The sequence below is a fragment of the Nocardia sp. NPDC059240 genome (assembly GCF_042753865.1).
Lineage (GTDB): Bacteria > Actinomycetota > Actinomycetes > Mycobacteriales > Mycobacteriaceae > Nocardia.
The window spans coordinates 261,549-275,646 of sequence record NZ_JBHZAC010000009.1 but is presented as its reverse complement, the minus strand read 5'-3'; the positions used below and the strand labels follow the sequence as shown (position 1 = coordinate 275,646).

General features: G+C 68.2%; 10 protein-coding genes and 1 tRNA gene. 8 read left to right on the top strand and 3 right to left on the bottom strand.

The window, feature by feature from the left end:
- Positions 1 to 30 precede the first annotated feature (30 nt).
- Positions 31 to 1,341, top strand: a complete 1,311-nt coding sequence (locus ACFXHA_RS31130; protein WP_379362534.1) for an FAD-binding oxidoreductase — start codon at positions 31 to 33, stop codon at positions 1,339 to 1,341.
- Here ACFXHA_RS31130 and ACFXHA_RS31125 read toward each other — a convergent pair.
- The 3 genes from ACFXHA_RS31125 to ACFXHA_RS31115 all read right to left on the bottom strand — a co-directional run bounded on the left by ACFXHA_RS31125 (position 1,323) and on the right by ACFXHA_RS31115 (position 5,049).
- On the bottom strand, positions 1,323 to 2,894 hold the full coding sequence (locus ACFXHA_RS31125) for a PH domain-containing protein (RefSeq protein WP_379362703.1): 1,572 nt from the start codon (positions 2,892 to 2,894) through the stop codon (positions 1,323 to 1,325). The two genes, ACFXHA_RS31130 and ACFXHA_RS31125, sit on opposite strands and share 19 nt — an antisense overlap.
- 113 nt (positions 2,895 to 3,007) lie before the next feature.
- Complete coding sequence (locus tag ACFXHA_RS31120; RefSeq protein WP_379362533.1) at positions 3,008 to 3,514, bottom strand: PH domain-containing protein; 507 nt, start codon at positions 3,512 to 3,514, stop codon at positions 3,008 to 3,010.
- A 71-nt stretch (positions 3,515 to 3,585) separates the two neighbouring features.
- Positions 3,586 to 5,049, bottom strand: coding sequence for a hypothetical protein (locus ACFXHA_RS31115; protein WP_379362532.1), 1,464 nt, complete (start codon positions 5,047 to 5,049; stop codon positions 3,586 to 3,588).
- Positions 5,050 to 5,230: 181 nt separating this feature from the next.
- Between ACFXHA_RS31115 and ACFXHA_RS31110 the strand changes: the two genes are divergently transcribed.
- The 7 genes from ACFXHA_RS31110 to ACFXHA_RS31080 all read left to right on the top strand — a co-directional run bounded on the left by ACFXHA_RS31110 (position 5,231) and on the right by ACFXHA_RS31080 (position 14,095).
- Positions 5,231 to 7,837, top strand: a complete 2,607-nt coding sequence (locus tag ACFXHA_RS31110) for a bifunctional FO biosynthesis protein CofGH (protein ID WP_379362702.1) — start codon at positions 5,231 to 5,233, stop codon at positions 7,835 to 7,837.
- A 133-nt stretch (positions 7,838 to 7,970) separates the two neighbouring features.
- A complete protein-coding gene (fdxA, locus tag ACFXHA_RS31105) occupies positions 7,971 to 8,294 on the top strand; it encodes a ferredoxin (RefSeq protein WP_040812194.1) in 324 nt (107 codons plus the stop codon).
- A gap of 27 nt (positions 8,295 to 8,321) precedes the next feature.
- Positions 8,322 to 9,410 carry a succinyldiaminopimelate transaminase gene (gene dapC / locus ACFXHA_RS31100; RefSeq protein WP_379362531.1) on the top strand — a complete coding sequence of 363 codons (1,089 nt, stop codon included), beginning with the start codon at positions 8,322 to 8,324 and terminating at the stop codon, positions 9,408 to 9,410.
- 69 nt (positions 9,411 to 9,479) lie between these two features.
- Positions 9,480 to 9,553: transfer RNA gene (locus tag ACFXHA_RS31095), tRNA-Asp, on the top strand.
- Positions 9,554 to 9,856: 303 nt separating this feature from the next.
- Positions 9,857 to 11,395 (top strand): GMC oxidoreductase, encoded by a 1,539-nt coding sequence (locus ACFXHA_RS31090; RefSeq protein WP_379362530.1) that lies wholly within the window; start codon positions 9,857 to 9,859, stop codon positions 11,393 to 11,395.
- Positions 11,396 to 11,504: 109 nt separating this feature from the next.
- Positions 11,505 to 13,142, top strand: coding sequence for an L-glutamate gamma-semialdehyde dehydrogenase (gene pruA / locus ACFXHA_RS31085; protein ID WP_379362529.1), 1,638 nt, complete (start codon positions 11,505 to 11,507; stop codon positions 13,140 to 13,142).
- Complete coding sequence (locus tag ACFXHA_RS31080; RefSeq protein WP_379362528.1) at positions 13,139 to 14,095, top strand: proline dehydrogenase family protein; 957 nt, start codon at positions 13,139 to 13,141, stop codon at positions 14,093 to 14,095. The genes pruA and ACFXHA_RS31080 overlap by 4 nt, the downstream gene beginning before the upstream one ends.
- Positions 14,096 to 14,098 lie beyond the last annotated feature (3 nt).

Sequence of the window (14,098 nt, the reverse complement as noted above, 5' to 3'; positions counted from 1 at the left end):
ATCAATCACCGAGATGACGACGAGCGAGGGATGACGATGGGATTCGACGAACTGCGCACCACCGTTCGGGGCCGCGTACTGGCTTCCGGCGACGCCGATTTCGAGCAGGTCGCCCGGCCGTGGAGCCTGGCGGTCACCCAGCCGGTGGCCGCGGTGGTCGAGGCCGCCGATGCCGAGGATGTCGCGGCCGTGGTCCGCTTCGCGCAGGCCGCGGGCCGTGCGGTGGTCACCCAGCCGACCGGTCACGGCGCCGCCGCCGGTGTGGACGAGGCGATCCTGCTGCGTACCGGAGCCTTGAACGGGCTGGAGATCGATCCGGTCGCCCGGGTGGCGCGGGTCGGTTCGGGCGTGCGCTGGGGGCAGGTGCAGACGGCCGCCGCCGAGCACGGCCTGACCGGTCTGGCGGGCAGCAATCCGGTGGTCGGGGTGACCGGATACACGCTGGGCGGCGGCAAGGGCTGGTTCGCCCGCAAGTACGGCTGGGCCTCGAATGCGGTGCACGCCTTCGAGATTGTCGACGCGGCGGGGCGCGCGGCCCGGGTGACCGCGGACAGCGACCCGGACCTGTTCTGGGCATTGTCCGGCGGCGGTGGCGATTTCGCCGTGGTGACCGGGCTCGAGTTCGAGCTGTTCCCCGCGCCCGGCCTGTACGGCGGTCGGATCACCTGGACCGCGGACCGGCTGCTCGAGGTGTGGGATGCCTTCCGCGAGTTGACCTCCGCGGCTCCCGACGAACTGTCGGTGTGGTTCAACCGCTTCCAGTTCCCCGGAGCCCCGGAGATGGTGGGCGTGGACCTCGCCTATCTCGGTGACCCGGAGCAGGGCCGGGCCCTGGTGTCCGTACTGGACCGGATCGGCGGCGCGCTCACCGACACCCGATCCGCCATGTCGGTGGCGGACCTCGGCACCATCACGCAGGAGCCGACCGACCCCAGCCCGGCCATCACACGCGGCGAGCTCCTCGGCGAGCTGTCCCCGGAGGCGGAGAAGATCATTCTCGGCACTTCGGTCGCACCGCTGGTCAGCCTTCAGGTCCGCCACCTCGGTGGTGCGCTGGCCCACCCCACCTCGGGTGCGCGCGGTGCGCTGTCCGACGGCTACCTGATCTCGACCCTCGGCCTGGGCCTGCCGCAGCTGCGAGATGCGGTGCGCGCCAAGACGACTGCGCTGGTCGCGGAGTTCGGTGCGCTGCTGCCGGGCCGGAAGCCCTTCACCTTCCTGGCCCCGGGCGAATCCGCGGCCGCAGCCTTCGACGCGGCGACCCTGGACCGGCTGCGCGCGATCAAGCGCGAGCGCGACCCGCAGACGGTGATCCGGTCCAACTATCCGGTGCTGGGCTGATCGCGTCGGCCCAACTGTCCGGGCGTGACCGCCTCGATCAAGGCCCACGCCTGGTCGAACGGTAGATCGATGACGTGGTACCGCTTCTTGCCCGCGGCGGAGGCGGCCACCACGGTCGCGACCCCGGCTCGGCGCTGGAAGAAGGTCTGACGGACGGTCCAGCCGATGACGCCGGGCGCTTCCAGGCAGTCGCGGTCGCGGTCCAGGGAGCCACTGCGGGTGATCAGCCAGGTGGGGTTGCCGTTGACCGCGGGGATGACGGCATGGCCCAGGCCGCGATAGCGATCCCAGGCCAGCGCGACAGCGATCGGCACGGTGACCGCCAACACGATCCACAGCCAGATCGGGATGTGGCCGCCCGCAAGGGAAATCACGACGAAGGCGGCCGCGATCACCGCGAGGGGGCCGAGGGCGCGGGTGTAGCGGCGGCGCTGCGCGGCGGGACCGTGGGCGCGCAGCGGTGTATCGATGAGCTCGGCGATCTGGGCCTGTCCCACGCCGGGCAGGGCGGGAATCTGCACCGTCGCAAAGGAATCCGCGCCATCGGCGGCCACCGCGCGCCGCGCGGAGCCGGTGCCGAGCAGATGGGCCAGGGTGCGGTTCACGGCGCTGCGCGGGGCCTGCGGCAGGATCTTCTGGCGCGGGCTGGTGCCGACCATGATCGCCTCGAGCTCGGCGGCCCGGGCCAGGCGCAGCAGCAGGGGTTCGTTCACGGTCGCGCCGCGCAGCCGGGCCAGGTCGAGGGTGGTCTGGCGGGTGGTGAACAGGCCGTGGCGGATGGTGAGGGTCTTGCCGTTGTCGTGGACCCGCAGCCCGAACCAGGTCATCAGGTAGCGGGCACAGGCGGCCAGGCTGACCACGACGACGAGTCCGACGGCCAGTAGCGCGACGACCGCGGCGATGACGCTCGCGCCCCGGTGGCCGACATCCTGCAAGGTCCCGGACTTCAGGAACAGCTGGGCGAAACCGTATTGGAAGGCCAGACCCACGACCGGCGCGATGATCGCGAAGCCGGTCAGTGAGAGCGGCGCGTAGCGCACCCAATCCGCTTGCCAGTGCGCAATTTCCACGCCGGGACGTTCGTCGGCCGGATCGGGCGCCAGGCCGTCGGGGTCCGTGATCGACTGGGCGGCAGCCGATTCCGAGCCTGCGCGGGTGTGTGCCAGTAGCGCGGTGCGCAGCTCCGGCACCAGCTTGGCGTCCAGCGCATCGAGTTTGAACTGATCCTTCTTCTCCGCATGCTGCCCGGTGCCGATGGTGAGCACAGCCAGTCCGAGCGCCCGGTGCAGCAGATCGGCCTGCACGTCCACCGACCGCACCCGGTTGCGTGGCACCGAAAGTCGTTTGCGCTGAACGAGTCCGGTGCGCAGTTCCACGTTCTCGGGAGTGATCCGGTAGGTGGTGGTGAACCAGCGGGTGAGCGCGAACGCCACGATGACCGCCACCACTCCCAGGCTCCAGGTGGGATTGTCGCTGCGCGCGCCCGCGAGCAGCGAGGCGATCAGGATCGGGATGTAGCGCACGAGCTCGGTGACCGGGTGCACCAGCAGCATGCGTTTGTCGAGCCGCTGCCAGGACTGCGTGTTCTCGGCATTCGGTCCGGGGACCGGTGAAAGTACTTCTGTCGGATAGGAATCCGGGAAGGCGTCCGGATCGCCGGGCTGGTTCACGTCGCATCCCCCCGATGCTGTGCCGCGATGGCGGTGAGTTGGGCGACGGTGTCGCGGGCGTCGGCGAGGGCGAGCGCACTGATGTGCACGGCCCCGGCCGAGGAGGCGGTGGTGACGGTGACGGTGGCCAGCCCCAGCAGCCGTTCCAGCGGTCCACGGTAGGTGTCCACGGTCTGCACGCGGGTGATCGGCGCGACCCGGCTCTCCTGGGTGAACCAGCCGGTGCGGGTGTACACGGCCTCGTCGGTGATCTCCCAGCGGTGCACGGCGTAGCGCCACAGCGGGATGGCCACGATGCTGAATACCGCTGCCAGCAGCACGATCACGAGCACGAGCGCCTGCACGCCGCGCCGGTGGCTGTCGAACAGCGCCCAGATGCCCACCCCCAGTACCGGGACCACCCAGGACAGCGCGGCGCTCAGCGCCCACAGCAGTTTGGCGCGTGGGCTGGGACGCCGCGACGGATCGGCCAGGATGCCGCCGGGGGCGATGGGCTGGGACATGCTGCCCATGCTTGCATGAATCCGCCCCCGGAGGCGGTTGTTACGGGACGAGGACTGGACGCCCCGGTTCCCTACTTCGGGGTGATCCGGTAGAGCCCGGTCGTGGTGCCCTGGTACTGGATTCGCCCGGGCGCGATGGTGCCCACCATCTGCAGGGTGTCGTTCACCGTCGTCGCGCCGACGTATTGCTCGGTCTCGAGCTTGCCGGTGTTGGCGTCGATCACCGCGAAGTTGTATTTGTCGCTCACTCCCGCGCTGCCACTGGCGCTGCCACTGCTGCTGCCGTCGAAGATCCCGCCCAGCAGCCCGCGCCGGGTGAAGGTGTAGAGCTTGCCGTCCGCCACGGACAGTCGCGGCACCGCCGAGGAGGGCACGGTGTTGGTCCACACCACGGTGCAGCCGGAGCCGGTGACGTCGATGCGGGTCATGCCGCCCGAGATCGGTGCGCTCGCGGGCTGACTGGGTCCGGCGTTGGCCGGCAGCGCCGGGTACGGGTAGCCGTAGGTGCTGGCCACGAACACGCTGTTGCCGGAGCCGATGGGGGAGTTCTCGGTGCCGTCGATGGCGGGAATCGAGCAGACCTGGTTGCCCGAGACGGTGTCGAAGACGAGCAGATTCTCCTTCGTCGCCGCGTTGTCGGTGATGGTCAGGTATTCGGTGCCGTTGCCGGGCCCGAAGAAGGTGGGCGTCGCGCCGGTGCCCCAGCTCAATTGGCCGGGCTTGCGGGCCGGGCCGCGGTCGTAAGCTTGCCGCCACGCGATCTGCGGGTTACCGCTGCCGTCCACGGTGAGCAGGTACAGCGCGTGGTCGGTGGCCACGGCCATGCCCTGGGGCGCGGTGGCGATGCTGTTGGCGACGATCTCGCCGGGCGCGAGCACGATCGAGTGCGCGGTGCCGTCGGTGTTCACGAACCCGGCCGCGGCATTGTCGGTGGCGAACCACACCCGGCCCTGATAGTCGGGGGACACCGAGGAGACCTCGTCGCAGGTGCCGCCGCCGCAGTGCCCGGCGACCGCCTGCGTCACATCGGTTTTCGCGGCGATGGCCAGCGACCACGAGCCGTCGGAGCCGCGCTGGTGCGCGATGCGCAGCAGGCTGCCGGAGCCGTCGACGGTGACCAACTGGTCGTGATTGTCGAGGTAGGCGTAGACCCCGCCGAGCAGACTGCCCTTGGTCAGATCGAGGTGGGCGAGGGTGTTGCCGTTGCTCGGATCCAGCAGCAGCACTTCCGGTGCGCGGTCGGTGATCTTGGTGCACAGTGCCTGCGGGAGACCGTCCGCCCCTTGCAGGATGGTGGGGCAGGCCGCGCCCTCCTCGTGGAAGTCGACATTGACGCCGCCGCTGCCGACGCCCGGCAGGGGCGTGGTGTCGGAGGCCTCGGAGTCGCCGTGCATGGTCGCGGTGCCCTCCGGTCCCAGGTAGGGGTTGGCGGGTGGCACCGGCCCGAAGGCGAAGGCGGTGCTGGTGGCGATGGTCAGCAGGGCGGTGGTGCCCAGCCCGGCGACGACGGCGGCGCGGCGGATTTTCGCGAGCACGAAGGTTTCTCCCTCTTCTTCAGCGAAGCGAATCGCCCGAGGTTATTTCACCGCGACTGAAAATTGAACCGTTGATCTCAGTGAGTACGAATACTCGCATCGGGGCCTTGGAATAACGGCAGGGGGTGCAAGGTTTGCCCGTTCCATGGCACCCGAGTCGGATAAGTCGGATGGATGGCGCATGATCGAGGGCGTGACGGATCTTGCGAACCCGAGCCTGCCGCCGAACCCGCCCAACGCGTCGGCGATGCGCCGCGCTTTGCGCCGGGCCCGGGACGGCGCCACGCTCAACCTCGACGAGGCCGTGGTGCTGCTGCACGCACGGGGTGCGGATCTCGAGGATCTGACCACCTCGGCCGCGCGGGTGCGCGACGCCGGGCTGCGTGAAACCGGGTACGCGGGGGAGGTTCTCCCGATCACCTACTCGCGCAAGGTGTTCATCCCCATTACGCATCTGTGTCGCGACAAGTGCCACTACTGCACCTTCGTCACCGTGCCCGGCAAACTGCGCGCGCAGGGCAAGGGCATGTACATGGAGCCCGACGAGATTCTCGAGGTCGCCCGCCAGGGTGCCGAACTCGGCTGCAAGGAAGCGCTTTTCACGCTCGGTGACCGTCCGGAGGAGCGCTGGCCGGAGGCCCGGCAGTGGCTCGACGAGCGCGGCTACGACTCCACCCTGGACTACGTGCGCGCCATGGCGATTCGCGTGCTCGAGGAGACGGGCCTGCTGCCGCACCTGAATCCGGGCGTGATGAGCTGGGAGGAGCTGTCGCGGCTCAAGCCGGTGGCGCCGTCCATGGGCATGATGCTGGAGACCACCTCCACCCGGCTGTTCACCGAACCCGGTCAGGCGCACTACGGTTCGCCCGACAAGGATCCGGCGGTGCGGCTGCGCGCGCTGACCGACGCCGGTCGGCTCTCGGTGCCGTTCACCACCGGCATCCTGGTCGGCATCGGCGAGAACCTGGTCGAGCGCGCCGAGTCGATCCTGGCGATTCGCAAGGTGCACAAGGCGTTCGGTCACGTGCAGGAAGTCATCATCCAGAACTTCCTGGCCAAGCAGAACACCGCCATGCGCGACACCCCGGACGCCGATCTGGAGGAGTTCCGGGCCACCATCGCGGTGGCCCGGCTGCTGCTCGGCCCGAAGATGCGCATTCAGGCCCCGCCGAACCTGGTGTCGCTGGAGGAATGCCGGGCGCTGCTCGCGGCGGGCATCGACGACTGGGGCGGGGTCTCCCCGCTGACTCCCGACCACGTGAATCCGGAACGGCCCTGGCCGAATCTGGAGACCCTCGCGCAGGTCACCGCCGACGCCGGCTACGTACTCACCGAGCGCATCACCGCGCACCCGAAGTATGTGCTCGCGGGCCACCCGTGGATCGATCCGCGCGTCGCCAAGCATGTTGCGGCCCTGGCGGATCCGGTGACCGGTCTGGCCGCCGACGTGAAGCCGTCGGGCCTGCCCTGGCAGGAGCCCGACCACGACTGGGAATCGGTCGGCCGCATCGATCTCAACACCGCCATCGACTCCGAGGGCCGTCGCACCGAATCCCGCAGCGACTCCGGGATTGCCGATGATGCGCTGGGGGCCTTCGGTGACTGGGAGTCCATTCGCGAGCAGGTGCTCGAGCTGGCCGTGGCCGCGCCCGAGCGGTTCGACGCCGACGTGATGGCCGCCCTGCGTGCCGCCGAGAAGGATCCGGCCGGCCTGTCCGACGACCAGTACCTGGCCCTGGCCACCGCCGACGGCCCGGCCCTGGAAGCGATTACCGCACTGGCCGATCAGCTGCGCCGCGATACCGTCGGCGACGATGTCACCTACATCGTCAACCGGAACATCAACTTCACCAATATCTGCTACACCGGCTGCCGCTTCTGCGCGTTCGCGCAGCGCAAGGGCGATGCCGACGCCTTCAGCCTGAGCCCGTCCGAGGTCGCCGACCGCGCCTGGGAGGCGTGGGTGGACGGCGCGACCGAGATCTGCATGCAGGGCGGCATCGATCCGGAGCTACCGGTCACCGGCTACGCGGATCTGGTGCGCGCCATCAAGGGCCGCATCCCCGAGATGCATGTGCACGCGTTCAGCCCCATGGAGATCGTGAACGGCGCGTCCCGTGGCGGCCAGTCGGTGCACGACTGGCTCACGGCGCTGAAAGAGGCCGGGCTGGACAGCATTCCGGGTACCGCCGCGGAAATCCTCGACGACGAGGTGCGCTGGGTGCTCACCAAGGGCAAGCTGCCCACCTCGGCGTGGATCGATGTCATCACCACCGCGCACAAGGTGGGCATCCGCTCCAGCTCGACCATGATGTACGGGCACGTGGACAACCCCAAGCATTGGGTCGGCCACCTGCGGGTGCTGCGCGGAATCCAGGACGAGACAGGCGGTTTCACCGAGTTCGTGCTGCTGCCGTTCGTGCACCAGAGCGCCCCGCTCTACCTGGCCGGAGCCTCCCGCCCCGGGCCCACGGTGCGTGACAATCGCGCCGCCCACGCCCTGGCCCGCATCATGCTGCACGGCCGTATCGAGAATATTCAGACGAGCTGGGTCAAACTTGGTATCAAGGGAACCCAGCTCATGCTGAACGGCGGCGCCAACGACCTCGGCGGCACGCTGATGGAAGAGACGATTTCCCGCATGGCCGGTTCCGAGCACGGATCCGCCAAGACGGTCGAGGAACTGACGGAGATCGCGTCGGGAATCGGCCGCCCGGTCCGCCAACGCACCACCACCTATGGTGTACCCGCGAACCGCGCGCCCCTCGGGTCGCTCGCGCTGGGATAGCCGGTTGTATGCGGGCGCAGTGTCGCGTCCGCAAGTTAGGGCAGGCTTGCAAGAGTAATGTTGGCTGGCCGGGATAGGGTTTTCGCCGTAGCGGAGTTCATCCCGCATGTCAGGACAGACTAGGAGAGCGGCAGTGCCGTACATCATCGCTGAACCGTGCGTTGACGTGAAGGACAAGGCGTGCATCGAAGAGTGCCCCGTGGACTGCATCTACGAGGGTGGCCGCATGCTGTACATCCAACCGGACGAGTGCGTGGACTGTGGTGCATGTGAACCGGTCTGCCCGGTGGAAGCCATCTTCTACGAAGACGACACCCCGGATCAGTGGGCCGGTTACGTCAACGCCAACGTCGACTTCTTCGACGACCTCGGTTCCCCGGGTGGGGCCACCAAGGTCGGCAAGGTCGACTACGACCCGCCGTTCATCGCCGCCCTGCCGCCGATGGCCAGCGAGTAGGTCGAGCTTTTGACCGCGCGTGGCCGGGTGAGCGCTCTGCTACCCGATTTTCCCTGGGACACCATCGCTTCCGTGAAGGCGAAGGCCGCTTCGCATCCGGACGGCATCGTCGACCTCTCGGTCGGGACACCGGTCGATCCGGTGGATCCGCTGATCCGCGAGGCACTTTCGTCGGTGGCGGGGGTGCCCGGTTATCCGACCACGCACGGAACGCCCGAACTGCGCGAAGCCGTTGTCGCGGCGCTGAAGCGGCGATTCGGGATCACCGGCGTGGATCCGGCCGCGGTGCTGCCCGCCATCGGCACCAAGGAGCTGATCGCGGGTCTGCCGCGACTACTCGGGCTGGGCGCACAGGATCTGGTGGTCATCCCGGAGGTCGCCTACCCGACCTACGAGGTGGGCGCGCTGCTGTCCGGCTCGCGCTACGTGCGCGCCGACGGCACCACGCAACTCGGTCCGGAGCGCCCGGCGCTGATCTTCCTCAACTCGCCGTCGAATCCGACCGGCAAGGTGCTGGGCGTCGATCACCTGCGCAAGGTGGTGCAGTTCGCCCGTGAGCGCGGCGCGGTACTGGCGTCGGACGAGTGCTACCTGGGCCTGGCCTGGGAGGGCCGCGCGGTCTCCATCCTCGATCCCGAGGTGTGCGACGGCGACCACACCGGGCTGCTGGCCATCCACTCGCTGTCGAAGACCTCGAATCTGGCGAGCTACCGGGCCGGTTTCGTGACCGGTGATCCGGAGTTGGTGGCGGAGCTGCTGGAGGTGCGCAAGCACTCCGGCATGATGCTGCCGTACCCGATCCAGGCGGCCATGACCGCGGCGCTCGGCGATGACGCGCACGAGGTCCAGCAAAAGGACCGCTACCGCGCGCGGCGGGTAGTGCTGCGAGATGCCTTGCAGCGCGCCGGATTCCGCATCGACGATTCCGAGGCGGGTCTGTACCTGTGGTCGACGCGCGGCGAGCCGTGCCGCACCACCCTGGATTGGCTGGCCGAGCGCGGCATTCTGGCGGCTCCCGGCGAGTTCTACGGCCCGCGCGGCAACCAGCATGTGCGCATCGCGCTGACCGCGACCGACGAGCGCATCGCCGCCGCCGCTGATCGCCTGACCAGCTGATTTCCCGTTACTGACGGGCCCGTGATAGGTTCTACGACGTTGCAAGGCCCAGTGGCCGAGTGATTGTATGGCCCTGTGGCGCAGTTGGTTAGCGCGCCGCCCTGTCACGGCGGAGGTCGCGGGTTCGAGTCCCGTCAGGGTCGCAGTCTTGAAAGCCCCCCGGTATCCCGGGGGGCTTTTTCGATTTCCGGGGTTTTCCCGCTATTTCTTCGAGTCTCGAAAACCCTTCCGGCCCCGGGCGTTGAACTCGATCTTTGCCGAAACTGACCCGTAGGTCTTTCACACCGCCTATAACAGGTTCTCATCGCGTCTCGATGAGGAGTCTTTCAGTGCGTGGTCTTTCTTATGAAACCCCCGGCAAGAGTGTCTTTGGCAGCAATGTCAGCCGGCGGGGGTTCCTAGCTGCAACAGGTGTCATTTTGGGGGCGGCCGCACTACTACCGAAGATGCCATCGGCGCGGGCTCTACCCACCGGGTCCATCAACGACGGCGACACCATGCCGATCCTGGTGATCGGCACCGGCTACGGCGGCGCGGTCGCCGCGCTGCGGCTGGCGCAGGCCGGGCAGAGCGTCGTCATGGTCGAGAAGGGCATGTCGTGGACCCAGCCCGGGTCCGACGGCAAGGTCTTCTGCAACATGCTCAACCCGGACGGTCGGTCCTTCTGGCTGCGCACCGAAACCGTGCAGCCGATCAACCACTTCATGGGCGCGCCCTACGACAAGTCGATCCCGAGCTACACGGGTGTGCTGGATGCCGAGCAGTTCAGCGGGATTCGCGTCTACCAGGGGCGTGGTGTCGGCGGCGGATCGCTGGTCAACGGCGGCATGGCGGTGACGCCCAAGCAGGAGAACTTCGCCAGCATCCTGCCGTCGGTGGACGCGGCCTCGATGTACAGCACCTACTACCCGCGCGCCAATGCCGGGCTGAAGGTGAACAACGTCGACCAGACCTGGTGGCAATCCGCCGACTGCTACCAGTTCGCGCGGGTCGGCAAGAAAACGGCCGAGGCTTCCGGGTTCTCGACGACCTTCGTGCCCAACGTCTACGACTTCAACTACATGAAGCAGGAGCAGGCCGGCACCGCCACCAAGTCGGCGCTCAACGCCGAGGTCATCTACGGCAACAACTACGGCAAGAACTCCCTGGACAAGACCTACCTGTCGGCGGCCTCGGGCACCGGCAAGGTGACCATCGTGCCGCAGCACGTCGTCACCACCGTCGCACCGGCCAATGGCGGCGGGTTCACGGTCACCATGAACCAGATCGACACCAGCGGCAACACCGTGAAGTCGAAAACCGTTACGGCGCAGAAGGTCTTCTTCGCGGCGGGCAGCGTGGGCACCAGCAAACTGCTGGTCACCCAGAAGGCCACCGGCAAACTGCCCAACCTGCCCGACTCGGTCGGCTCCGGCTGGGGCAACAACGGCAATGTCATGGTGGCCCGGCAGAACCAGGCCTGGGACGCCACCGGCAGCCTGCAGTCCTGCATCCCGACGCTCGGCATCGACAACTGGGCCGACAGCGGCGGCCCGGCCTTCGCGGAGATCTCGCCGTTCCCGGCGGGCATCGAGACCTTCGCCAGCCTGTACCTGGCCATCACCAAGAACCCGAACCGCGGTGTCTTCTCCTACAACTCGGGTTCCGGTGGCGTGGACCTGAACTGGCAGACCGCCTGGAACCAGCCCAGTATCGACTGCGCCAAGCGCATCTTCGATCCGATCAACAAGAAGCAGGCCACCATCTACCGGACCGACCTGTTCGGCGAGTACAAGACCTGGGGTGACGACTTCGTCTACCACCCGCTGGGCGGCTGCGTGATCAACGTGTCCACCGACAACTACGGGCGGCTCAGCTCCTACCCGGGCCTGTACGTCATCGACGGCTCGCTGATCCCGGGCCTGACGACCGTCAACCCGTTCGTCACCATCACCGCGCTGGCGGAACGCAATATCGAGAACATCATCGCCAACGACTTCAAGTAGCAGTCCTCTCGACCTGAGGAGGGGGTTTGGGGGCTAGGCCCCCCAAACCCCCTCACGGCCGGGGCGTGTTCGTTCAGGCCGGGCCTCTCCCAGCGCGTTAGCCTGGGGCATGGACGCTGTCACGGTTGTCCCTGCCCCCGGCAACGAACCGGTGCACACCTACGCACCGGGTAGCCGCGAACGCGAGCTGCTGCTCGGCAAGCTCGCCGACCTCTCCGCCTCGACCCTGGACGTGCCGCTCGTGATCGGCGGCAAACATCAGGCCGGGAGCGGGAAACGGCTGAATATCGTGATGCCGCACCGGCACCGGCACCCCCTCGGAACCTTTACCGATACCACCCACGACGAAGCCCGGGCCGCCATCGCGGCCGCCACGGCCGCCGCCCCCGCCTGGCGGGCGCTTCCCTTCGAGGAACGGGCCGCCGTCCTGCTGCGGGCCGCGGACCTGCTGGCCGGTCCCTGGCGTGAGACCATCGCCGCCGCCACCATGCTGGGCCAGTCGAAATCGGTGCAGCAGGCCGAGATCGACGCACCCTGCGAACTGGTGGACTTCTGGCGCTTCAATGTCGCCTTCGCCCGGCAGATTCTCGAGGTGCAGCCGGAATCCGGTGCGGGCGTGTGGAATCGGATGGACTACCGGCCGCTGGAAGGGTTCGTCTACGCCGTCACCCCGTTCAACTTCACCGCCATCGCCGGGAATCTGCCCACCGCGCCCGCGCTCATGGGCAATACCGTGGTGTGGAAACCCTCGTCGACGCAGACGCTTTCGGCGTATCTCACCATGCAGCTGCTGGAGGAGGCGGGGATGCCGCCCGGCGTCATCAATATGGTGACCGGGAACGGTGCGAAACTGTCGGAGGTGGCGCTGACCGATCCGAGGCTGGCGGGCATCCACTTCACCGGATCCACCCGCACCTTCCAATCCCTGTGGCAGAGCGTCGGATCGAATATCGGCCGGTATCACGGGTATCCGCGCCTGGTCGGCGAGACCGGCGGCAAGGACTTCATCCTCGCGCACCCCTCCGCCGACCCGGATGCCCTGCGGGTGGCCATGGTTCGCGGGGCCTTCGAGTATCAGGGTCAGAAGTGCTCCGCGGCGTCGCGCGCCTATATCCCCAGGTCGGTGTGGCAGCGGATGGGGCAGGACTTCCTGTCCGAGGTGGAGTCGCTGACCTACGGTGATGTCGCGGATCTCGCGAATTTCGGTGGGGCCGTGATCGATTCCCGTGCCTTTCTCAAATGCGAGGCCGCCATCGAGCGGGCGAAGACCGCGGGGATCGAAATCCCGGTCGGCGGCCGCTGCGACGACAGTGAGGGCTGGTTCGTCCGCCCGACCGTCCTGCTCGGCGACGATCCGGGCGACGAAGCGTTCTCGACCGAATACTTCGGTCCCCTCCTGTCGGTCTACGTCTACGACGACAGCGCCCCCGACGCCTTCACCGACATGCTCGACATCGTCGACTCCACCTCGCCGTATGCCCTCACCGGCGCGATCTTCGCCCGCGACCGCCGGGCCGTCGAATCTGCCTCGACCGCACTGCGATTCGCGGCGGGCAACTTCTACATCAACGACAAACCCACCGGCGCGGTGGTCGGGCAGCAGCCCTTCGGCGGCGCGCGGTCCTCCGGCACCGACGACAAGGCGGGCTCGCACCTCAACCTGCTGCGCTGGGTCGCGCCCCGCACGCTCAAGGAAACCTTCGTTCCCCCCACCGATTACCGCTACCCCCACATGGAGGTGCGATGAACCCGCTCCGTCCGGCGATCCTGGCGGCGGCCGGATCGTCACGCATGAAGGACGCCATTACCAAAGTGCCGGCGACCGCCGCGGTGGTGCGGCGGTTCGTGGCGGGGGAGACCCGGGCCGAGCTGGCACCGGTCGCGCGGGCACTGCTGAAGAGTGGCCGCTCGGTCAGTGTCGACTTCCTCGGCGAATACACGACCGACCGTGCCCAGGCCGATGCGGCTGTCGCCGAGTACCTTTCGCTGATCGACGCTCTGGCGGAGGCTGACCAGGAGATCCCGGGTGTGCCGTCGGTTGTTCCCCGGGTCGAGGTTTCGCTCAAGCTGTCCGCCCTGGGCCAGTCCTTGGGGCAGGACGGCCCGGCCATCGCCGCCGAGAACCTGCACAAGCTGTGCGCCAAGGCGGTGGAGCGGCACGTGTGGGTGACTGTCGACGCCGAGGATCACACCACCACCGCCGACACCCTCGAGGCGGTCGCGACGGCCCGCGCCGAATTCCCTTGGCTGGCAGTCGCCTTGCAGACCTATCTGCGCACGGCCGAGGACAATGTTCGCGACCTGGCCACCGACGGCACCCGAATCCGCCTGTGCAAGGGCGCGTATCAGGAACCGGCCACCGTCGCCTACCAGCGCCGCGCCGATGTGGACGCCTCCTACCTGCGCTGCCTGGCGGTGCTGATGTCGGGCGGCTGGTATCCCATGATCGCCTCGCACGATCCGGCCATGATCGCCGCCGCCCTCACCCTCGCCACCGAGAACAACCGGGTACCAGGCGATTACGAGTTCCAGATGCTGTACGGCATCCGCGACCCGGAACAGCGCCGCCTGGTCGACGAGGGTCACGCCCTGCGGGTCTACATCCCGTACGGCACCCAGTGGTACGGCTATCTGATGCGCCGCCTGGCCGAACGCCCCGCCAACCTCGGCTTCTTCCTGCGGGCCCTCTCCGAGCGTTAGCCA